The sequence below is a fragment of the Sphingomonas phyllosphaerae 5.2 genome, from assembly GCF_000419605.1.
Taxonomy (GTDB): Bacteria; Pseudomonadota; Alphaproteobacteria; order Sphingomonadales; family Sphingomonadaceae; genus Sphingomonas; species Sphingomonas phyllosphaerae_B.
Genome location: NZ_ATTI01000001.1, coordinates 2,535,058 through 2,555,694, shown reverse-complemented (window position 1 = coordinate 2,555,694; position 20,637 = coordinate 2,535,058). Strand labels below are relative to the sequence as shown.

Sequence of the window (20,637 nt, the reverse complement as noted above, 5' to 3'; positions counted from 1 at the left end):
GTCAGATCTCGAAGCTCACCATACGGGACATGATGAAGGCGCCGATCGCCATCCAGACAAAACCGCCGCCAGCGACGACCATCAGCCGGAAATCGGTAAAGAACGTCAGCATATACGGCGGGTTGATCGAATAGATCAGCGCGAAGACGATGAACGGCAGCGCGCCGATGATATAAGCCGACGCCTTGGATTCGGACGACATCGCCTTGATCTTCAGTTTCATCTGCCCACGCTGCCGCAGCACGGTGGCAAGATTCTGAAGTGTCTCCGCGAGGTTGCCGCCGGTTTCGCGCTGGATCGCGATCGTGATGACGAAGAACTGGAATTCCGGCGTCGTCAGCCGGTCTGCGGTTTCCTGAAGCGCGACGTCCATGGTCCGGCCGATCCGCATCTTGTCGGAGACAGCGCGGAACTCCTCGCCAACCGGGCCGGGCACCTCTGCGCCGACGACCTGCATCGTCTCCGAAATCGGCAGGCCCGAGCGGAGCCCTCGTACCAGCAACTCGATGGCGTCGGGAAACTTCGCGATGAAGGAGCCGATCCGGCGCTTGATGAGATAGCCGACCACCAGATGCGGAACGAGTGCGCCGATCACCATGCCGATGAGGAGCGCGAGCAGCAGCGGCAGCCCCTTGAACGCCAGCAACAGGAATATGACGATGGCGATCGTCACGGCGCCGATGCCGTACTGGCCGACCGTCCAGGTCTTGCCGGTCATCGCCAGCCGCTTCTTCAGCTCGGCTTCGTTCGGCAGGATGCGCATCACCGCCAGATCGGCCCTGGTGGCGCGCCGGCCGGTGATACGGCGCAGTTGCGCCTCCATCGTATTGCCCTGCACCACCGTGTGCCGATCACGCAATCCCGCCAGCCGGCGCGCGGTCGTCTTCTGCGTGGATGGGCCCGCGAAGGCGATGACGAGCAGCCCCAGCGTCATCGCCGCGGCCAGGAACAGGAGGATCACCGGCGACATGGCGGCTCCGAAGGGCGAGGGGACGCGGAGATCACTTCTGGGCCGGCTTCTTGGCCATGAACTCGGTGAAGCGCGCCAATAGCGAGCCGCCGCGCGCGGCGGCGCCATTCAGCGGCACCGCGTCTTCGCCGGTGGCGGCAAGCAGTCGGTTGGCAAGATCGGCGAGGGGGGCGATGGTCTTCGAGCCCTTGCCTGCCGCGGCCAGCGGCTTGCCGAGCTTGGCGGCCTGGGTCGCCAGCTTGTGGTCGTAGGGGATCGCGACGTCGATCTTGCGTTCGATCGAGCCCTCGAAATCCTTGCGGAGCACTTCTTGTTGCGCCCCCAAATGGACGCGGTTCGCGAGCACGCACACCTGCGCCTGCGGGGCATTGGTGCGCAACCACGACAGCAGCCGGATCGTGTCGCGCGCAGCGGCGAGCGTCAGTTCGGTGACGAGCACAACCGCCTGCACTTCGGTCATGAGGTGCGGATGCTGGATCAGCATCGCACGCGGCAGGTCCATGATGCTCATCTCGAACGCGCCACGCAACTCTTCCTGGAGCTGGTAATAGGCTGCGCCGTCGGTGACGATCGGGTTGCTGATCGGTGCTTCCGCAGACAGCACCGAAAGTTTGTCGGAGGCTCGTACCAGCGCGCGTTCGAGGAAGAGTCCGTCGATGCGGCTCGGATTGTCGATCGCGTCCACGAGGCCGCGTCCCGGCTCCAGGTCGAGCGCCAGCGCGTTGGTGCCGAAGTGTACGTCGAGGTCGAGTAGCGCGGTGGAGCGTTTGCCTACTTCGCTCATCTGCCATGCCAGCGATGTCGCGATCGTGGAGGCGCCGGCGCCTCCGCGGCAACCGATCACCGCCAGTGCAGCGTGCGGCTGTTCGGTAGCGGCTTCGGTGAAGCGCGGCGCGTTGAGCATCGTCTGCGCGGCGGCAAAGGCGTCGCGCACCGCATCCACCGCCAGCGGCTTCAACAAATAGTCGTGAATGCCGCTCGCCAGCAGGTCGCGATAGAGGCGCACGTCGTTGATCTGCCCGGCGGCGATCACGATCGTGCCCGGCTCGCACACCTCGGCAAGGCTGTTGATCTCGCCGAGCGGATCGCTGGTCTCGCTGAGGTCGACGAACAGCACCTGGGGGCTCGAGCTGACCGCCAGCGTCTGCACGCCCTGCCGCAACCCGCCCTTATAGACGTTCTCCTGCGGCCAGCCGAGATCGTCGACGACGGTGCGCAGGGTTTCGGCCGACGCATCGTCGCAGCAGAAGGCGAAGAAGGGCGCGCGGGCCGCGGTGCCGGCGACTTTCCATGGGGCGTTCATGTCAGCGGCCTCCCGTCGATTCGCTTTTGAGGACCGTGCCGCCGGCGCCGGTCGGGGCTGCCTTGCGCCACATGCCCACTGCCTTGGCGGCCGTCATGGCGGTGCCGCTGCCGTCGTCGGACTTGCCCTGGATGAGGTCGGTCGGATCGGCGACCATTGCAGCGAGATTGCCGTTGATCGCGCAGCCGAAGGTGCTGCCGGCATGCGCGTCGAAGTTGACGATCCCGCTGCGGGCACCAGGTACCTGGCAGCTCGGCACCGACGCGGCGCTGCGCGTCACGACGACCCGCACCGTGCCGGGCGTGAGCGCTGCACCGGGTGCCGGCGTCGTCGCAGCGAAGCGCAAGCCGTGCCCGCCCGCCACCGCCGCGATGTCGTTCCGGACGGCAGGTATGGCCCCGGGGTCGTCGATCGCGATCGTCGCGCCGGGCGCTGCGCCGAGCACGTCGAGCCAGCCGCGCAGCCGCTGCGCCTCGCCTTGCGCCAGCCCGTCAGGACCGGCGAGCAGATCGAGCGCGTAATCCGTCTGCGTGACGACGGGCTGGTGGATGGTTTCGACGCCCCGATAGTCGCCAGCGCAGCCGGCGAGCGGCACGCAGAGCGCGAGGGTGGCGAGAAGAAGCGGACGCGTGGTCATTTCGAGCATCCTCAATTCGTCGAGAAGCCGGGTGCCGGCGGAGTCGCGCGGCTCGTGCCGCGACGATCGACGGGGGCGGGTGTGGCGAGCGGCGCAGGCGCCGAGGGCGGCGCGGCCATCTGCGGCTTGGGCCGCTCCGCCGCGCGGTCACCGCTGTCCAGTTTGCCGAGGAACACGCGCTCCAGATCGGTCGGGGCCTTGTAGCCGTCGGTCGGCAACTTGATGTCGGCCGCGTTGGTCGGACGCACCAGGTAGGGTGTGATGACGATCACCAATTCGGTCTCGTTGCGCTGAAAGCCATTGGAGCGGAACAGCGCGCCGAGGATCGGCAGGTCGCCGACGCCGGGCGTCTTGGTGTAGCTGTTGTTGTGCGTGTTTTGCATCAGCCCGGCGATCATGAAGCTCTGGCCCGAGCCGAGCTCGACGGTCGTCTCCGCACGTCGGGTGGTGAGCGCAGGTACGCGGGCGCTGCCGACCGACACGGCGTTACCGTAATCGAGCTGCGACACCTCAGGCTTGACGCGCAACGAAATGCGACCGTCCGACAGCACGGTCGGCGTATAGGCGAGGCTGACGCCGAACTGCTTGTATTCGATCGAGTTGGTGCCGAGCGCCTGTGCGATCGGGATGGGGATCTCACCGCCCGCCAGGAAGGTGCCGGTCTCCCCCGACAACGCCGTCAGGTTCGGGCTGGCGAGCGTCGTGACCTGACCCAGTGTCTCGCCCAGATCGAGCGCGTTGATGAAGTCGGCGCCGAGCATGCGCCCGAAAAGGCTGAACGTGCCACCGCCGTTCACCACGCCGGGCAAGGTGAACAAGGTGTCGCCCGGGCGCGCGTTGTTGGCATCCACGATGTTCGTCCCCGGCACACCGGGAACGGTCGTGATCGTTCCCGGTCGTCCAAAGCCGATCCCCAGCGAAGGGTTCGAAGCGCCGAGACTGCGCGTCGTAATGTTGTTCCCGATGCTTTTCAGGAACGTCCGGCTCACCTCGGCGAACTTGACCTGCAGGTTCACCTGCAAAGGCGTCGCTACGCGGATGCGGTTAATGACCGCGATCTTCAACACCGCATTGTCTACGGATGTATCGACGCCGGGGTTCAGCAAGCTGCTCACCAGTCGCATCGCCTGTTCGGCATCGGCCGGGGCAGCGGCATCGCCATTCAGGACGGCGATCTGTCCGACCATGGTCACGTGGAAGTCGGTACCCGGCAGGGCAGCCTGGAGCATCCGGTCGATCTGCGTAGAATTCTGCGCCACGCGGACGGTCGCGGCGTAGATCACCGCGCCGCCACGATTGGTGGCGAAGATCGTCGCTTCGCCGTTCGCCTTGCCGAACAGATGGATTTGGCGTGGATTTGCAACGTACACGTCGGCGGTGTCGGCGTTCGAGGTCCAGACCTCGTCCACCGCGGCCGGAAGCGTGATCAGTTCGCCTTCGCCGATCGACAGCCACTTTTCGATGCTTGGCTTTGTGACGCCGACCGGCGGCAGCCCGATGCGGGTGGCAGGACGCGAGGCGATGGCCTTGCCGCGACCGGCGGCGCGCGGGGCGGCGTCTGCCGCGACCGAAGGCAGCGCGGCCAGCAGCGCGGCGACGAGCGCTGAGCCATGCCGAAGGGAGAGGTGGGGGCGCATCTCAGTTCTTTCCTGCGACGGAGACTTCGGTGACGGCATTGCCGCGCGTGACGCGAACCTTCGGTCCGACGGGGACCTGCCCGACGCCGGCAACAACAGGGGCCGGGGACATCCCGCCACCTTGCGGCACGCGCGGCGGGACGGTGCGGCGCTGGAACCGCGACACGTCGGCGCCGACCGCATAGGTGGTGTTGCCGGTCTGCGGCGTGTTGGCGAGCCGATCGAGCATCGCTTCCTCGGCATTCGAGTCCTTGGCGTCGCCGACACTGACCGCACCCGAGGCGATTGCACGATCGAGTTCCGAGGCGTTGTCGGCAATCGAGCGCAGCGACAATGACAGCGTGCCGATCGTCTGCGCCACCGCGATCTGCTCGGCGATCTTCGGGGTCGCCTCGACCGTGATCGTCGAGAAGGTCTGGACGACGGTGTTGCCCTGCTCGTCCTTCTGATCGCTGGTACGTTGGTCGGTGGCGAGCACGCGCAGGTTGCGCATTACGGTTTCGCTCGCTCGCAGCGGCGGGCCGTCCCCCTCCACCGATTGAGTCAGGATCAGGTCGATGTGGTCGCCCGGAAAGACGAAGCCGGCGACGCTGGTCTGCGCAGACACCGGCACCGTGACGGCGCGCATGCCCGCCCCGAGTGCCGCCGCCAGGAAGCCGCGATCGCCGGGCTTCACCACCTGGCCCTGCGTCAGCGGCTGACCGGCGGTGACCGGCAGACGCACGACCGTGCCGATCAGCTTCGACATGTCCGTGCCCTGGCGCAGATAATATGCGTTTTCGACGAGTTCCTTCGGCCACGGCTGGAACTTCAGCGCGCTGGCGTCGAGGATAGTGCCGACCGGCAAAGCGCGCGTGGCGACCAGCACCTCCGGCCCGTCGACCGCAACCACCGTCGCGGCTTGCGCCTCCGGGGCGGGCGACCCAGCCAGCATCGACCGCGCGGCAAAGGCGGTTATTGCCGCGACCATGAGCGCCCCGACCAGCATGATGAGCTTGCGACTGTCCATGAGTGACCTTGTCCTCGGGGACGCAACCGGCGTCCGTAACGGCTGCTATTATTGGGTAAACTGGTTAAGGAGCGGTTCGCGAAGCGCGAGAAGACCGGCGATGGCGATCGCGACGCCGTACGGCACCTCGATCGCGGCATCGCTGCGCCGCAGCCGGTGCTCGATCAGCATCGCCAGCGTCAGCGCGCCGCCGATCACGGCCATCGCCAGCAGCATGTCGAGCAGGTGGAGCGGGGCGAGCCACAGCGATAGCGCCCCGATCAGCTTGACATCCCCGCCACCCATCTGTCCCATCGCGAACGCACCGACGAAGAGCGCGAAGACGAGTGTCGCGACCGCCAGCTGTGTCGCCATGCCGGGCCACGGATCGAGCCCGATCGCCAGCCACCACATCGGTGCCAGCACTGCGATCGCCGCGTTTTTCCAATTGGCGATCTCGCGCGTGCGTACATCCTGAACGCCCGCCGATAGCAGCAGCGCGCCCATCAGGCCGGGCAGCAACCAAACGAGAAATCCCCTGTCCATGGTGCATGGCGCTAGACGAATTGGTTTGAGAAACCGTAACCATGCGCGCGATGCCGATGATCGATCCCGTGATGGTGCGCCGCACCGTGCCTGCCGATGCGCGCATCATGTTCGACGCAGCGGCGGACGGATGGCCGTTGCGTCGATTCGTGCGCGACGGCACCGGGCGCGGGTCACTGATGTTCCTTGGTGGCCGCGGCGATGTCTTCGAGAAGTATCTGGAGGCGCTCGATGACTGGCACACGCGCGGTTGGGCAGTGAGCACCTTCGACTGGCGTGGGCAGGGCGGGTCGGGACGCCTGTGCGCCAACCGTCATGTCGGGCATTCCGACAATTTTGCGCCGTGGATCGACGATCTCGGCGGCGTCTGGCGCGATCGGACCGCCGCATGCACCGGCCCGCACGTGCTCGTCGGTCACTCGATGGGCGGATATCTAGCGCTGCGTGCGCTTATCGACGGCGTCATCACCGCCGACGCCGTCGTGCTGGTGGCGCCGATGCTCGGGCTACGCTCTCCGGTCGGGGCGTGGATCGGCGGCCGAGTCGCGGCCGCCATGCGGCGGACCGGCGATCCCGCCCGGCCGGCATGGAAAAGTCATGAGCGGCCCGGCGGCCTCGCCCGGCAGCAGTTATTGACGGCCGATAGCGCCCGCTATGCCGACGAGGAGTGGTGGATGGCCACGCGGCCCGAGCTGCGGCTCGGGCCGCCGAGCTGGGCGTGGCTGGACGAGGCGTTCGCGGCAACCGCCCGGCTGCGTGGCGATCCGAAGTTGTCGTCGCTGACGACGCCGGTCCTGATGCTGGTGGCCGAGCACGATCGGCTGGTCGATCCGCGCGCCGCTGCGCAAGTCGCCGCGCGTCTGCCTTCGGCCACGCTGGTGCGGTTCGGCAAAGGCGCAGCGCATGAATTGCTTCGCGAGGCCGATCCGATTCGCGGGCAGGCGATGGCGGCGATCGACGCCTTCCTGGCGCAGCACGCGCCGTGATCTTCGACGTCGCGATCATCGGGGCCGGCATCGCCGGCGCCAGTCTGGCCGCCGCAGTGGGGGACCGGGCGCGGGTGCTGTTGCTGGAAGGCGAGGATCGCCCCGGCTATCATGCCACGGGGCGATCGGCGGCGTTCTGGTCGGAGACGTACGGAGGCCCGGCGATCCAGCCGCTCACCACCGCGTCGGGTCGGGCGCTGCACGAAGGCGGCTATCTCGATCCGCTCGGCGCGGTGCATATCGGACGCGCGACGGAACAGGCGGCGATCACGGCATTGGTCGACGAGTTCGCCGCTACGCCGGTCACGCTGACGAGGGTGGATCCGCAGCCTCTGATCCCCGGTCTGCGCGCGGCGTGGACGCTGGGGGTCAGCGAGCCGACGTGCTCGTATATCGATGTCGCGCGGCTGCACGGCGACTATCTGGCGCAAGCACGGCACGGCGGGACGGTCTTTGAAAACGCGGCGCGACTCGCGGACGCGGAGCGGGCCGGCGGAATATGGCGGATCAGGTGCGAGGACGGGCGTTCGTTTGCGGCGCGCGTGATCGTCGACGCGGCGGGCGCCTGGGCGGATGAGGTAGCAGTTCGCAGTGGCGTGGCCCCGATCGGCATCACGCCGTATCGCCGCACGATGGTGCAGTTGCTGACCGACCCGGCCACGCCCGCCGACCTGCCGTTCGTGATCGACATCAGCGGCGGTTTCTATTTCAAGCCGGAGGCAGGCGGGCGACTGTGGTTGAGTCCGCACGACGAGCACCCCGTTGCCGCGCACGACGTCGCCGCGGAGGAGATGGACGTGGCGATCGCGATCGACCGGCTGGAGCAGGCGGTCGACTGGCGCGTGGTGCGGGTCGAGCGGCGTTGGGCGGGACTACGTTCGTTCGCGCCGGATCGTCTGCCCGTCTACGGAATGGCCGCGCCTGGCTTTTTCTGGTTTGCGGGACAGGGCGGTTTCGGCATCCAGACCGCGCCGGCGGCAGCAGCGGTCGGTGCCGCATTGCTGCTGGGCGAGGCGCTACCGGAAGGGATTGACGCCCGGCTCTACTCGCCGCGCCGCTTTGTCTGATCTCAGCGCGGCTTGCGTTCGGGGATTGCGGGCATCTGCCCCAGGCGTGTCAGCAGGGTGGGGATGTCGCCGGTGATATAGGTGTCGGTGGGGACCCGCACGCAGCTTCGCAATGCTCTGCCCGTTGCCGCCAACCGCTCCTGGCGCTCCCGCTCCTTCTCCACGACACTATCCCGCATCTATACGATCACCGCTTCCATTATGATGCGGCATTGACCGGACAACTGTCTGATCGCGGCCATGTTCCGGTCGGATCGCCGCGGTTCGTCGCACGTCGAGCCGAAGACGGCACGACGGAATCGCTTGCCGGGGCGCAACCTTTGAGGTTCGCGACGATTGTGTCCCCATCGTCAGTAACGGCATCGAAGGTCGCCATGCTCAAGCATTTCATGCCCCTCGCGCTCGCCCTGATGCCGCTCGCCGCGGTGGTCAGCGCGATCGTCGCCGTCAACTGAACCACGCTCCCCGAGGACGCTGCCGTCTCCCCCTTCGGCCGCGTTAACACCGAAAGGCCCGCCCGGATTTCTCCGGGCGGGCCTTTCTTCATTCGGCACGCGTGCTTGGCACGGCGCGTCAGGGCCCTAGCCCTGCGCTTCGTCCTGCTGCGTCTCGGCGGTGGCGCCGGGCTCCGCGTTGGGATCGTAATCCTCGGTGAAACCGCCCTGATCGCGACCTTCCTCGAAGACCTGTGCCATGACGTCGACGCCCTGCGTCTGCATCTCGGCCTCTTCCGGCGAGCGTGCGACGTTGACCTTGACGGTCACGACGACTTCCGGGTGCAACTGCACGCGAACGTCGTACAGGCCGATCGACTTGATCGGACGATCCAGCACCACCTGGCTCTTGGTCACCTTGTGACCGTCGGCCTGCAGTGCTTCGATCAGATCACGCACCGCGACCGAGCCGTAGAGCTGGCCGGTGTTCGACGACTGACGGATCAGCGTGATCTGCGCGTCCTTGAACGAGCCGGCTTCCTTCTCGGCGTCGGTGCGACGCGAGGCGTTGTCGGACTCGATGCGGGCGCGGTTGGCCTCGAACACCTTGCGGTTGGCTTCGTTGGCGCGCAGCGCCTTCTTGTTCGGGAGCAGGTAGTTACGGGCAAAGCCGTCCTTTACCTTCACCACGTCGCCGATGCCGCCGAGCTTCTCGACGCGCTCAAGCAGGATGATATCCATCTGCTCTTCTCCTTACTTCACGACGTAGGGCAGCAGGCCCAGGTGACGCGCGCGCTTGATCGCCTGCGCCAGCTCGCGCTGCTTCTTCGCGCTCACCGAGGTGATGCGCGACGGGACGATCTTGCCACGCTCGGACACGAAGCCCTGCAGCAGCCGGACGTCCTTATAGTCGATCCGGGGCGCATCCTTGGCGCTGAACGGGCACGACTTGCGGCGGCGGAAAAACGGACGCGCCATTATGCGGCCTCCTCTTCACGGTCACGACGGGGGCCACGATCACCACGGTCGCCGCCGCGGTCACCACGATCGCCGCGCTCGCCACGGCCACCCTCACGGTCGCCACGACGCTCGCGATCACGCTCCTGCTTGCGCATCATCACGGTCGGGCCGGCTTCATGCTCGTCCACACGGACAGTCATGTAGCGGATCACGTCCTCGTTGATGCTGGTCTGACGCTCCAGCTCGGCGACGGTGTCGCCCGGCGCGTCGATCTCGAGCATCACGTAATGCGCCTTGCGGTTCTTCGCGATGCGGTAAGCCAGCGAACGCAGGCCCCAGGTCTCGGTCTTGACGACCTTGCCGCCGCGTTCCTCGACGATCTTCGTGGCGTTTTCCGCCAGCGTGTCCACCTGCGCCTGTGCCAGATCCTGGCGCGCAAGGAACACATGCTCATACAGAGCCATGCATGTACCTTCATGTTGGCCGATCGCTGACGTACGCCCCATGCGTAACGCCCCTCCGGCTGTCGTTCCAACGGCAAAGGGCGGCAAGGGTGAACCCCTTCCGCCCGAAGCCCCTGCGCTATGGCCCATAATCGCCGTTCGCGCAACCGAATGTTGGGACGCGAATGTTGCGAATGTTGAGACGATCCCGCGTTGGATTAAACGCCTGCGGGCCAGTGTTCTCCTATGCCACAGCCACCGCCGAATCGCCAGCGCGGTTGACCCGCGGCGGGCGGCGGGCCTAGCAGCGCGGCCTTAAACGGAGGACCATATGCGCGCGTTCATCTTTCCGGGTCAGGGCAGCCAGGCGGTCGGCATGGGGGCGGCGCTGGCCGATGCGTCTGCGGTGGCGCGGGAGGTATTCGGCGAAGTCGACGAGGCGCTGGGGCAGAACCTGCGTCGGTTGATGGCCGAGGGGCCGCAGGACGAACTGACGCTGACCGAGAATGCGCAGCCAGCGATCATGGCCAATGCGATCGCGACGTTGCGCGTGCTGACGCGCGAAGGCGGCGTGCGACTGTCCGACAAGGCCGATTATGTCGCGGGGCACTCACTGGGCGAATACAGCGCGCTGTGCGGCGCGGAGGCGCTCGATCTCGGCACCACCGCGCGGCTGCTGAAAACGCGCGGACGTGCGATGCAGGCGGCGGTGCCGGTCGGTGAGGGTGCGATGGCGGCGCTGCTGGGCGCCGATGTCGAGAAGGCGCAGGCGATTGCGGGTGCAGCGGTCGATACGATCCTGAACGAGAGCGGCGAGACGTTGGTCTGCACGGTCGCCAACGACAACGATCCGTCGCAGGTCGTCATTTCCGGCCATCGCCTTGCGGTGGAACGCGCAGTCGCACTGGCCAAGGATATGGGCGCCAAGCGCGCGGTGCTGCTGCCGGTATCGGCGCCGTTCCACTGCGCATTGATGGAGGATGCTGCGCGCGTAATGGAGGGCGCACTGGCCGAGGCCGACCTGCGCGCGCCGCTGGTGCCGGTGTTCGCGAACGTCGATGCCGCGGCGGTGGCCGATCCGGGCGCGATCCGGCGGCTGCTGGTCGAGCAGGTGACCGGGCGGGTGCGATGGCGCGAATCGGTGCTGGCGATGGTGGAGGCCGGCGTGACCGAGTTCGTCGAGTTCGGCGGCAAGGTGCTTTCGCCGATGGTCAAGCGCATCGCGCCGGACGTCGAGACGGTCAGCGTGGTTTCGATGGACGATGTCGAGGCCCTGCTGAAGAAGATGTGACGTTCCCGCGCTCGACGTGCGCCTTCGCGAAGATCAATCAACGGAGTAATCAATGTTCGACCTTACAGGCATGACCGCGCTGGTCACCGGCGCTTCCGGAGGAATCGGGTCGGCGATCGCGAAGGGGCTGGCGGCGCGTGGTGCGCGGCTGGCGGTGTCGGGGTCGAATGTCGCCAAGCTGGAGGCGTTCCTGGGCGAGTTGGGCGGCGAGGGGCATGTCGCCTTGCCGTGCGACCTGTCGGATGCCGCGGCGGTGGATGCGCTGGTGCCGCAGGCCGTGCAGGCGCTGGGCGGGCGAATCGACATCCTCGTCAACAATGCCGGCGTCACGCGCGACAATCTGGCGATGCGGATGAAGGACGACGAATGGGATCAGGTGATCCGCGTCAACCTGGAGGCGGCGTTCCGGCTGATCCGCGCCGCGGCCAAGCCGATGATGAAGCAGCGGTTCGGGCGCGTGATCTCGATCACCTCGGTGGTGGGGCAGACCGGCAATCCGGGGCAGGCGAACTACGCCGCGTCGAAGGCCGGCCTCGTCGGTATGTCCAAGGCGCTGGCGCAGGAGCTGGCCAGCCGGAACATCACCGTCAATTGCGTCGCGCCGGGCTTCATCCGCTCGGCGATGACGGACGGGTTGCCCGACGCGCAGAAGGCCGCGCTGACCGCACGCATCCCGGCGGGCGACCTGGGGACGGGCGAGGACATCGCCGCCGCGGTCGTCTATCTGGCGTCGAAGGAGGCGGGGTACGTCACCGGGCAGACCATCCACGTCAACGGCGGGATGGCGATGGTCTGACCGGCTGACCCGCGGTGGCGATCAAGGATGCCTGGCGCTTTGCGGCGAGCGCCGGACGTGTGATGATCGGACGCGGCGGGGAGATGCACGATGCGGCGCTGGATCAAGGTCGTCCGGGGATCGGGCTGCTGGTAGCGATGCGGCGGACCTGCGTGCCGTTGCTGTTGCCGCCGGCCGACGCGTGGGGTGCGGGCCGCTCATGCCCACGGCTGCGGTACGGCCTGCGCGTGTAAAAGACCGTCGCCGCGCCTGTCGGCCGGCTTGCCGCACACACGGACTTGTCAGGCGGGCCGACCGGCTCTACCTGCGTTCATGAATTCTAAATCTACCCCCCAAATCGAAAGAGGGAAAGTTATGAGCGAGACCGCCGACCGCGTGAAGAAGATCGTCGTCGAGCATCTCGGCGTCGAGGCCGACAAGGTGACCGAGGACGCCAGCTTCATCGACGATCTGGGCGCGGACAGCCTCGACATCGTTGAGCTGGTGATGGCCTTCGAGGAAGAATTCGGGGTCGAGATCCCGGACGACGCCGCCGAGAAGATCTCGACCGTCAAGGACGCGATCACCTATATCGACGAGCACAAGGGCTGAGCCCCTGTGCCGGGCCGGCGGGGTGCGAAGCGCCCGCGCCGATGCCTGGCAGTCGAACGATTTGAGCGGCTTCCCGTCCTTGGCTAAGGGTGGGGAGCCGTTTCGTTTTACGGCCGTCCGCGCGAAGGAGAGGCGCGGTACCGGCAAGAAGGGAAGCCTATGCGTCGCGTCGTCATCACCGGACTTGGCCTGGTCACCCCGCTGGGGGCGGATGTGGAAACAGCCTGGGCGAACCTGATCGCCGGCAAATCGGGTGCAGGCCCGATCACGCGTTTCGATGCGTCGGACCAGAAATGCACCATCGCCTGCGAGGTGAAGCCGGCCGATCATCCTTACGGCTTCGACCCCGACAAGCGGGTCGATCACAAGGTGCAGCGGCAGGTCGATCCGTTCATCGTGTACGGCATCGATGCCGCCGGACAGGCACTCGAGGATGCCGGCCTCACCGAAATGAGCGAGGCGGAGCGCTTCCGCGCGGGTTGCTCGATCGGCTCGGGCATCGGCGGGCTGCCGGGGATAGAGAGCGAATCGCTCGTCCTCGCCGAAAAGGGACCGAAGCGCGTCAGCCCGCATTTCGTCCACGGTCGGCTCATCAACCTGATCTCGGGTCAGGTATCGATCAAATACGGTTTGATGGGGCCGAACCACGCGGTGGTCACCGCCTGTTCGACGGGCGCGCATTCGATCGGCGACGCCGCGCGGATGATCGCGCTGGACGATGCCGACGTGATGCTGGCTGGCGGATCGGAAAGCACGGTGTGTCCGATCGGAATAGCGGGGTTCGCGGCGGCGCGCGCGCTCAACACCAGCTTCAACGACCGGCCGGAACAGGCGAGCCGGCCCTATGACCGGGACCGCGACGGCTTCGTGATGGGCGAAGGCGCCGGCGTGGTCGTGCTCGAGGAATATGAGCGGGCCAAGGCGCGCGGCGCGAAGATCTATTGCGAAGTCGTCGGCTACGGCCTGTCGGGCGACGCCTTCCACGTGACGGCGCCCGAGCCGGAGGGGTCGGGGGCGTATCGCGCGATGGAGATGGCGATGCGCAAGTCCGGTCTGGCGATGTCCGACATCGACTACATCAACGCGCATGGCACCTCGACGATGGCGGACATGATCGAGCTGGGTGCGGTCAAGCGGCTGTTCGGCGACGCGATCGGCGGATTGTCGATGAGTTCGACCAAGTCGGCGATCGGGCACCTGCTCGGCGGCGCGGGGGCGGTGGAAAGCATCTTCTGCATCCTGGCGATGCGCGACCAGATCGTGCCGCCGACGCTGAACCTCGACAATCCTTCCGAGGGCGCCGAGGGCGTCGACCTGGTGCCGCATGTCGCGCGCAAGCGCGAAGTGCGTGCGGTGCTGAACAACAGCTTCGGCTTTGGCGGGACCAATGCCTCGCTGGTGATGAAGTCGATCTAGGATACGTACGATGCGCAGGCTCGGCTGTTTCGCGATACTTGCCGGGCTGCTGCTGCTCGCAGCGGGATTCTGGCTCGGCTACGGCTGGAAGGGCGCCGGGCCGTTGCCGCGCGCCGCCAATGTCGAGATCGCGGAGGGGGCGAGCCTCGCCGCCGCGGCGCGGACGCTGGAGAAGGCGGGCGTGATCGGCTCCGCCGGCCGCTTCCGCTGGCAGGCGCGCGTGTTCGGGTCGGGCGCGCCGATCAAGGCCGGCGAATATGCCTTTCCCGACCACGCCAGCGCGGCGCAGGTGCTGGAGATCCTGCAGGGCGGCAAGGCGGTGCAGCGGCTGGTGGTGATTCCGGAAGGGCTGCCGTCGGTGATGGTCCGCGACGTGCTGATCAAGGCGCAGGCGCTGCGCGGCGACGTGAAGGTGCCGGCCGAAGGATCGGTGTTGCCGGGCGGCTATGCGTTCGAGCGCGACGAAGCGCGCGGCGCAGTGCTCGCGCGGATGCAGACGGCGATGAAGGACTATCTCGCTACCGCGTGGAACGCGCGCAAGCCCGGCGCGGTGGTCAAGACGCCCGCGCAGGCGATCATCCTGGCCTCGATCGTCGAGAAGGAAACCGGCAAGCCGGCCGAGCGGCGGACGGTGGCGGCGGTCTATGGCAACCGGCTGCGGCTGGGTATGCCGCTGCAAGCCGATCCGACCGTCATTTACCCGATCACGAAGGGGCGACCACTGGGGCGGCGCATCCGCCAATCGGAACTGCGCGCGAAGAACGGCTATAACACCTACGCCGAGGCCGGGCTGCCGATCGAGCCGATCGCCAATCCCGGGAAATTGTCGATCGATGCGGTGCTCGATCCGGCGGCGTCGAAGGCGCTGTATTTCGTCGCCGACGGGACGGGCGGGCACGTCTTCGCCGACACGTTGGCAGAGCATAACGCTAACGTGAAGAAATGGTACGCGATCCGCCGCGCACGCGGGGAGATGTAGCGCACGGTTCGCAGTATTTTCCCGCGAAAGTGCTTTGCAGGCACCATTTTATATCGTATACGAAACTCATGGTCATGGAGGACGATGTGGTTTCTGGTTCGAGCATGTGGACGGGCGTCTACCCCGCGGCAACGACGCAGTTCGCGGCTGACGGGTCGGTGGATATCGATGCGACGCAGCGCGGTCTGGTCGCTCTGGTGGAGGACGGGGTCGACGGACTGATCCTGCTCGGCACCTGCGGCGAGAACAACTCGCTGGATGTCGCCGAGAAGCATGCGGTGCTGCGCGCGGGCGTCGAAGCGGTCGGTGGACGCGTGCCGCTGGTGTGCGGCGTTTCCGAATTCACGACCGGACGTGCGGCCGCGTTCGCGCAGGAGGTCGAGGAGATCGGCGTGGACGCGCTGATGCTGCTGCCCGCGATGGTCTATGTGCCGACGCCGAACGAACTGGCGACGCATTTCCGTACGGTGGCGGAAGCGACCGGCCTGCCGATCATGCTGTACAACAACCCGCCTGCGTACCGCGTTTCCGTGGATTTCGCGACGCTCGAGCTGCTGGAGCCGGTCAGGAACATCGTCGCGGTCAAGGAGAGCGCGCCCGATCCGCGTCGCTTCACCGACGTGATCAATCGCTTTGGCGACCGCTACGTCGTGATGGCCGGGCTCGACGACGTCGCGCTGGAGGGCATGTTGCTGGGCGCCAGCGGCTGGGTGTCGGGGCTGACCAGCGCGTTCCCGCAGGAGTCGGTGGCGCTGATCGCGGCGGTTTATCGTGGCGACTGGGAAGAGGCGCGGCGCATCTATCGGTGGTTCATGCCGCTGCTGCATCTCGATGCCGAGCACGATCTGGTGCAGTCGATCAAGCTGGCCGAGGAGATCATGGGCCGTGGTTCGGAGCGGGTGCGTCTGCCGCGCCTGCCGCTTGAAGGCGCACGCCGCGCCGAGGTGATCGCGATGGTCGAAAAGTGCGCCGCGACGCGTCCTGTGCTGAAGGCGGCACTCGCCGCCTGATGCGCCACACGTTCTTCTGCATCGATGGCCATACGGCGGGCAATCCGGTCCGCCTGGTGGCCGGGGGCGCCCCGCTGCTGCGCGGCGCCAGCATGGCGGAGCGGCGGCAGGACTTCCTGGCGCGGTTCGACTGGATCCGCACCGGGCTGTGCTTCGAGCCGCGCGGGCACGACATGATGTCGGGCGGGTTTCTGTATCCGCCGTGCGGTGACGCGGATGCCGCGATCCTGTTCATCGAGACGTCGGGGTGCCTGCCGATGTGCGGGCATGGCACGATCGGGATGATCACGTTCGGGCTGGAGAACGGCCTGATCACCCCACGGACGCCGGGCCGGCTGCGCGTCGAGGTGCCGGCCGGCGTGATCGAGATCGATTACCTCGCCGACGGAGACCGCGTGCGATCGGTGAAGATCCGCAACGTGCCCGCGTATGTCGCAACGCGCGGGTTGCGGATCGACGTTCCGGGGTTCGGACCGCTCTCGATCGACGTCGCCTATGGCGGCAATTACTACGCGATCATCGAACCGCAGGGCGCATACGCCGGGCTGGACGAGCTTGGCGCGGCGCGGATCGTGGAGCTGAGCCGCACGATCCGCGCGATGGTGCGTGACATCTACGAACCCGTGCATCCGGCGGAGCCGACGATCCGCGGGGTCAGCCATGTGCTGTGGGCTGACAAGCCGAAGGGCGAGGGCGCCGACGGGCGCAACGCCGTATTCTATGGCGAGCGCGCGATCGATCGCAGCCCGTGCGGAACCGGAACGTCGGCGCGGCTCGCGCATCTGGCGGCGACCGGGCGGCTGAGGGTCGGCGACCGCTTCGTCCACGAAAGCTACATCGGTAGCCGCTTCATCGGGCGTGTCGAGGCGGAGACGATGATCGGCGAGCAGCCGGCGATCGTGCCGTCGATCGAAGGCTCGGCGATCGCGACCGGCTTCAACACGATCTGGATCGATCGCGAGGACCCGTTCTGGAGCGGGTTCACGGTGGTGTGATGCATCGTCATGGCGAGCGTGGCGAAGCAACCCGGAGCGTCACGCGCTGGACGTTCGATTGCTTCGCTCCACTCGCACTGGCGGAGAGATAACAGAAGAAGGAGGGGCGCGTGGCACGAGGAATTTGGGGGCCGCTGAAGTCGCTCGACGCAGGCGACGCGGACCCGGAGCGCAAGCTGCGCAAGACGCTGAGCTGGCCGCACCTGATTGCGCTGGGCATTGGCGCGATCGTCGGCACCGGTATCTACACGTTGACGGGCGTGGGCGCGGATCGCGCCGGGCCGGCGGTGATCCTGTCGTTCGCGATCGCCGGTGCGGTGTGCGCGTGTGCGGCGCTCGCCTATGCCGAGATGGCGACGCTGATCCCGACCGCGGGCAGCGCCTATACCTATACTTATTCGGTCATTGGCGAGAGCGTCGCGTGGGTGGTCGGGTGGAGCCTGATCCTCGAATATTCGCTGGCCTGCTCGACCGTGGCGGTCGGCTGGTCCGCGTATCTGGTCGGCTGGTTGCAGAGCGTGGGCGTGAATCTGCCCGAAATGCTGCTGTCGGGGCCGCATGGTGGCGGGATCGTGAACCTTCCGGCGGTGCTGGTCGCGCTGGGGATCGCCGCGATGCTGGTCGCGGGCACCAAGGAGAGTGCGACGTTCAACATCGTGCTTGTCGCGATCAAGATGGTCGCGCTGGCGGTGTTCGTCTTCTTCGCGATGCCGGCGTTCTCGGGCCATAACTTCGAGCCGTTCATGCCGTACGGCTTCGGCAGTCATGTCGAGGGCGGCGCGACGCGCGGGGTGATGGCCGCGGCGGCGATCGTGTTCTTCGCCTTCTACGGTTTCGATGCGGTGGCGACCTCTGCGGAGGAGGCCCGCAATCCCGGTCGCGACCTGACGATCGGCATCATCGGATCGATGGCGGCGTGCACCGCGATCTACATGGGCGTGGCGGTCGCCGCGATCGGGGCGGTCAGCTACGTCGACCTCGGCCATTCCGCGGAGCCGCTGGCCTACGTGCTGCGGACGCTCCAGCATCCGTTCGCGGCATGGGCGATCGGGCTGGCGGCGCTGATCGCGCTACCGTCGGTGATCCTGGTGATGATGTACGGGCAGAGCCGGATCTTCTTCGTGATGTCGCGCGACGGGCTGCTGCCGCGCAGCCTGAGTCGCGTGTCGGCGCGCACCGGTTCGCCGACGCTGGTGACGATGGTGACGGGCGTGTTCGTGGCGGCGGTGGCCGGGTTCTTCCGGCTCGACGAGATCGCCGAACTGGCCAATGCCGGCACGCTGCTGGCGTTCATCGCGGTGGCGGCGTGCATGATGGTGCTGCGGCGACGCGCGCCGGAGATGCCGCGCGTGTTCCGTTGCCCGGCACCGTTCGTGGTGGGAACGCTGGCGATCCTCGGCTGCGTCTACCTGCTGATCAGCTTGCCGACGCACACGCTGATCCGGTTCGCGCTGTGGAACGTGCTGGGGGTGGCGTTCTACCTCGCCTATGGTCGCGCGCGCAGCCTGGCGCGGGCGACCGCATGACGAAGACCGCGATCGTCGTCGGCAACGGCGTGGTCGGGCTGAACGTCGCGATCGCGCTGCAACGGCGCGGGACGCAGGTGACGATCGTCGCACCCGATGCGCCGTGGCGCGGGGCGTCGTGGGGGAACGCCGGGCACCTTGCGGTCGAGCAGGTCGAGCCGCTCGCGTCGCTGGCGACGGTGCGGAGCGTGCCGAGGCGGCTGTTCTCGCGCGGCGGGGCGCTGGCGTTGCCGCCGCGCGCCTTCGCGACATGGCTGCCGTTCAGCCTGCGAATGCTGCGCGCCAGCCTGCCGGCGCGGTTCGCGCGCGGGAAGACGGCGCTGACCGCGGCGCTGGCGACCGCGATCCCGGCGTGGCGACGCGTGCTGGACGAGGCCGGCGCGCCGGAGTTGCTGCGCATCGATGGGCATTTCGTCGTGTGGGAAACGCCCGAGAGCGCTACTCGCGGTCGTGCGGCGTGGCATATCGCGGACACCGGCACCGCGACGGTACGCGATGCGAGCACGACGGAGGTCGCGCGCTTGCAGGCGCTGACGCGGGTGCCGATCGCCGGGGCGATCCGGTTCGAGGGCAGCGGACAGATCGCCGACACGGGGGCGCTGGGCGAGCTGCTGGTCGCGCGGTTCGTCGCGGCGGGCGGCGTGATGGTGCACGGGCGTGTGCGTGCGATCGCGGATCGTGACGAACGCGCACGCGTGACGCTTGACGATGGCGCGACGCTCGACGCCGAGGTCGCGGTGGTCGCGGCGGGCGCGGCGTCGGCGGCATTGGTCGCGCCGCTGGGACTGCGCGCGCCGCTGATCGCGGAGCGCGGTTACCATATCGAAGGCGATCCGGGCGACTGGCCCGCCGACATGCCACCGGTGGTGTTCGAGGATCGCGCGATGATCGTCACGCGGTTTACGGGACGGCTGCGCGCGGCGAGCATCGTGGAGTTCGCCGCCGTGGACACGCCGCCCGACCCGCGCAAGTGGACCCGGTTGCGTGCGCATGTCGCGGCGCTGGGGCTTTCCTTGCGGGGGCCGGTCGCCCCGTGGATCGGAGCACGGCCGACCTTGCCGGATTACCTGCCTGCGATCGGACGGCGTGGCGCGGTCGCATATGCGTTCGGGCACCAGCACCTCGGCCTTACGCTGTCGGCGACGAGCGGCGAGGCACTGGCGGCGCTCCTGCATGGGCAGGCGCCGGGGTTCGATCTTGCGCCGTTCGATCTGGTGCGGTTCGGGTGAGGCGCAGTTGCGTGTGCGAGCGCGAGCGGTTTAAGTGTTCGGCTCCGGTAAGTCACGGCCGGGCAGGGCACATCACATGACCGGTATCATCGTCCGCAATCTTTCCGAACAGCTCGTCGATCTGGTCCGCGACCGGATACTGGCCGGGCAGGTCGATGTCGATCGGGCGATCCGGCAGGATGCGCTCGCGGCCGAACTGGGCGTCAGCAAGATCCCGCTGCGCGAGGCGCTGACCCGGCTGGAGCAGGAAGGACTGGTGCGGTCGCGCGCCAATCGCGGCTATTTCGTGCGCGAATTGTCGATCGCGGAGGCCGAGGAGGTCTATGCATTGCGTCTGAAGCTGGAGCCGCAGGTGGCGGCGCTGGCCGCGGAGCGCGCGACCGACGAGGAGCGCACGGTGGCGATGCAGACGCTGGCGCAGCTAGACGAAGTGACCAACGCGCACGGCGTCGGAGTGGGGGCGTTCAATCGCGCGTTCCACCTTGCGCTGCTCCGCCCGTCACGCCAGCCGATCACGACGACGATGCTGGAGCGGCTGCACGTGCTGGGCGAGCGTTATGTCCGCAAGCACCTCGAGCCGCGCGGGCGCGACCAGCGCGCCAACGACGAACATGCGCAATTGCTGGATAGCTGGCTGGCGCGCGACCTGTCGCTGGTAACCGAGCGGATGTATGCGCACATCGAGCAGACCGTACTGGACCTGCGGCGCGAGTTCGTGACGTTGGAGGATGCGCGCGCGCTTTCCTGAGCTGCGCCGACGGCGTTCGCGACGCCATAATCGAACTTTCATGGGGGGCAAATCGACTGGCGGGAAAGCTGCTTTCGTCGAGCCT

Annotated in this window: 24 protein-coding genes; 14 read left to right on the top strand and 10 right to left on the bottom strand. The window is 67.5% G+C overall.

Annotation, left to right across the window (positions count from 1 at the left end; all coding sequences use genetic code 11):
• Position 1: 1 nt before the first annotated feature.
• The 6 genes from SPHPHY_RS0111995 to SPHPHY_RS0111970 are packed head-to-tail and all read right to left on the bottom strand — an operon-like array spanning position 2 to position 6,081.
• Positions 2 to 970, bottom strand: coding sequence for a type II secretion system F family protein (locus SPHPHY_RS0111995; protein WP_022686925.1), 969 nt, complete (start codon positions 968 to 970; stop codon positions 2 to 4).
• Positions 971 to 1,001: 31 nt separating this feature from the next.
• The gene (locus SPHPHY_RS0111990) at positions 1,002 to 2,273 is read right to left on the bottom strand and encodes an AAA family ATPase (protein ID WP_022686924.1); all 1,272 of its coding nucleotides are present in this window, start codon (positions 2,271 to 2,273) and stop codon (positions 1,002 to 1,004) included.
• Between the two features lies 1 nt (position 2,274).
• Positions 2,275 to 2,910: a CpaD family pilus assembly lipoprotein gene (locus SPHPHY_RS0111985; RefSeq protein ID WP_028056837.1), complete on the bottom strand. Its 636-nt coding sequence runs from the start codon at positions 2,908 to 2,910 to the stop codon at positions 2,275 to 2,277.
• 11 nt (positions 2,911 to 2,921) lie between these two features.
• On the bottom strand, positions 2,922 to 4,547 hold the full coding sequence (locus tag SPHPHY_RS0111980; protein WP_022686922.1) for a type II and III secretion system protein family protein: 1,626 nt from the start codon (positions 4,545 to 4,547) through the stop codon (positions 2,922 to 2,924).
• A gap of 1 nt (position 4,548) precedes the next feature.
• Entirely contained in the window at positions 4,549 to 5,556 is a 1,008-nt protein-coding gene (gene cpaB / locus SPHPHY_RS0111975; protein ID WP_022686921.1) for a Flp pilus assembly protein CpaB, read from the bottom strand.
• 48 nt (positions 5,557 to 5,604) lie between these two features.
• Entirely contained in the window at positions 5,605 to 6,081 is a 477-nt protein-coding gene (locus tag SPHPHY_RS0111970) for an A24 family peptidase (protein ID WP_028056836.1), read from the bottom strand.
• Between the two features lie 41 nt (positions 6,082 to 6,122).
• On the opposite strand from SPHPHY_RS0111970, the gene SPHPHY_RS0111965 reads away from it, so the two are divergent.
• Together SPHPHY_RS0111965 and SPHPHY_RS0111960 are read left to right on the top strand one after the other, a co-directional pair.
• A complete protein-coding gene (locus SPHPHY_RS0111965; protein WP_022686919.1) occupies positions 6,123 to 7,067 on the top strand; it encodes an alpha/beta fold hydrolase in 945 nt (314 codons plus the stop codon).
• Positions 7,064 to 8,134 carry an NAD(P)/FAD-dependent oxidoreductase gene (locus SPHPHY_RS0111960; protein ID WP_022686918.1) on the top strand — a complete coding sequence of 357 codons (1,071 nt, stop codon included), beginning with the start codon at positions 7,064 to 7,066 and terminating at the stop codon, positions 8,132 to 8,134. Before SPHPHY_RS0111965 ends, SPHPHY_RS0111960 begins: the two co-directional genes overlap by 4 nt.
• A 2-nt stretch (positions 8,135 to 8,136) precedes the next feature.
• Here SPHPHY_RS0111960 and SPHPHY_RS22025 read toward each other — a convergent pair whose 3' ends face one another.
• Positions 8,137 to 8,313 carry a hypothetical protein gene (locus tag SPHPHY_RS22025; protein WP_022686917.1) on the bottom strand — a complete coding sequence of 59 codons (177 nt, stop codon included), beginning with the start codon at positions 8,311 to 8,313 and terminating at the stop codon, positions 8,137 to 8,139.
• 33 nt (positions 8,314 to 8,346) lie between these two features.
• Here SPHPHY_RS22025 and SPHPHY_RS22020 point away from each other — a divergent pair, with 33 nt between their 5' ends.
• On the top strand, positions 8,347 to 8,589 hold the full coding sequence (locus SPHPHY_RS22020) for a hypothetical protein (protein WP_156025094.1): 243 nt from the start codon (positions 8,347 to 8,349) through the stop codon (positions 8,587 to 8,589).
• A 126-nt stretch (positions 8,590 to 8,715) separates the two neighbouring features.
• Here SPHPHY_RS22020 and rplI read toward each other — a convergent pair whose 3' ends face one another.
• The 3 genes from rplI to rpsF are packed head-to-tail and all read right to left on the bottom strand — an operon-like array spanning position 8,716 to position 9,992.
• The gene (gene rplI, locus SPHPHY_RS0111945; protein ID WP_022686916.1) at positions 8,716 to 9,309 is read right to left on the bottom strand and encodes a 50S ribosomal protein L9; all 594 of its coding nucleotides are present in this window, start codon (positions 9,307 to 9,309) and stop codon (positions 8,716 to 8,718) included.
• A gap of 12 nt (positions 9,310 to 9,321) precedes the next feature.
• Positions 9,322 to 9,546: a 30S ribosomal protein S18 gene (gene rpsR, locus SPHPHY_RS0111940; RefSeq protein ID WP_007403456.1), complete on the bottom strand. Its 225-nt coding sequence runs from the start codon at positions 9,544 to 9,546 to the stop codon at positions 9,322 to 9,324.
• Complete coding sequence (gene rpsF / locus SPHPHY_RS0111935) at positions 9,546 to 9,992, bottom strand: 30S ribosomal protein S6 (RefSeq protein ID WP_022686915.1); 447 nt, start codon at positions 9,990 to 9,992, stop codon at positions 9,546 to 9,548. The genes rpsR and rpsF overlap by 1 nt, the downstream gene beginning before the upstream one ends.
• Before the next feature lie 310 nt (positions 9,993 to 10,302).
• Here rpsF and fabD point away from each other — a divergent pair, with 310 nt between their 5' ends.
• The 11 genes from fabD to SPHPHY_RS0111880 all read left to right on the top strand — a co-directional run bounded on the left by fabD (position 10,303) and on the right by SPHPHY_RS0111880 (position 20,552).
• Entirely contained in the window at positions 10,303 to 11,262 is a 960-nt protein-coding gene (gene fabD / locus SPHPHY_RS0111930; protein ID WP_022686914.1) for an ACP S-malonyltransferase, read from the top strand.
• Between the two features lie 52 nt (positions 11,263 to 11,314).
• Positions 11,315 to 12,058, top strand: a complete 744-nt coding sequence (fabG, locus tag SPHPHY_RS0111925; protein ID WP_022686913.1) for a 3-oxoacyl-[acyl-carrier-protein] reductase — start codon at positions 11,315 to 11,317, stop codon at positions 12,056 to 12,058.
• Between the two features lie 14 nt (positions 12,059 to 12,072).
• Positions 12,073 to 12,291 carry a hypothetical protein gene (locus SPHPHY_RS0111920; protein WP_022686912.1) on the top strand — a complete coding sequence of 73 codons (219 nt, stop codon included), beginning with the start codon at positions 12,073 to 12,075 and terminating at the stop codon, positions 12,289 to 12,291.
• Positions 12,292 to 12,412: 121 nt separating this feature from the next.
• Complete coding sequence (locus tag SPHPHY_RS0111915; protein ID WP_028056834.1) at positions 12,413 to 12,649, top strand: acyl carrier protein; 237 nt, start codon at positions 12,413 to 12,415, stop codon at positions 12,647 to 12,649.
• A gap of 159 nt (positions 12,650 to 12,808) precedes the next feature.
• Positions 12,809 to 14,065 carry a beta-ketoacyl-ACP synthase II gene (fabF, locus tag SPHPHY_RS0111910; RefSeq protein WP_022686911.1) on the top strand — a complete coding sequence of 419 codons (1,257 nt, stop codon included), beginning with the start codon at positions 12,809 to 12,811 and terminating at the stop codon, positions 14,063 to 14,065.
• A gap of 10 nt (positions 14,066 to 14,075) precedes the next feature.
• Positions 14,076 to 15,044, top strand: coding sequence for an endolytic transglycosylase MltG (gene mltG, locus SPHPHY_RS0111905; RefSeq protein WP_022686910.1), 969 nt, complete (start codon positions 14,076 to 14,078; stop codon positions 15,042 to 15,044).
• Positions 15,045 to 15,118: 74 nt separating this feature from the next.
• Complete coding sequence (locus SPHPHY_RS0111900; RefSeq protein WP_043131108.1) at positions 15,119 to 16,054, top strand: dihydrodipicolinate synthase family protein; 936 nt, start codon at positions 15,119 to 15,121, stop codon at positions 16,052 to 16,054.
• Positions 16,054 to 17,049, top strand: a complete 996-nt coding sequence (locus SPHPHY_RS0111895) for a 4-hydroxyproline epimerase (protein WP_028056832.1) — start codon at positions 16,054 to 16,056, stop codon at positions 17,047 to 17,049. Before SPHPHY_RS0111900 ends, SPHPHY_RS0111895 begins: the two co-directional genes overlap by 1 nt.
• Positions 17,050 to 17,159: 110 nt before the next feature.
• Positions 17,160 to 18,575, top strand: coding sequence for an amino acid permease (locus SPHPHY_RS0111890; protein WP_022686907.1), 1,416 nt, complete (start codon positions 17,160 to 17,162; stop codon positions 18,573 to 18,575).
• Complete coding sequence (locus tag SPHPHY_RS0111885; RefSeq protein ID WP_022686906.1) at positions 18,572 to 19,804, top strand: NAD(P)/FAD-dependent oxidoreductase; 1,233 nt, start codon at positions 18,572 to 18,574, stop codon at positions 19,802 to 19,804. Before SPHPHY_RS0111890 ends, SPHPHY_RS0111885 begins: the two co-directional genes overlap by 4 nt.
• A gap of 76 nt (positions 19,805 to 19,880) precedes the next feature.
• The gene (locus SPHPHY_RS0111880; protein WP_022686905.1) at positions 19,881 to 20,552 is read left to right on the top strand and encodes a GntR family transcriptional regulator; all 672 of its coding nucleotides are present in this window, start codon (positions 19,881 to 19,883) and stop codon (positions 20,550 to 20,552) included.
• Positions 20,553 to 20,637 lie beyond the last annotated feature (85 nt).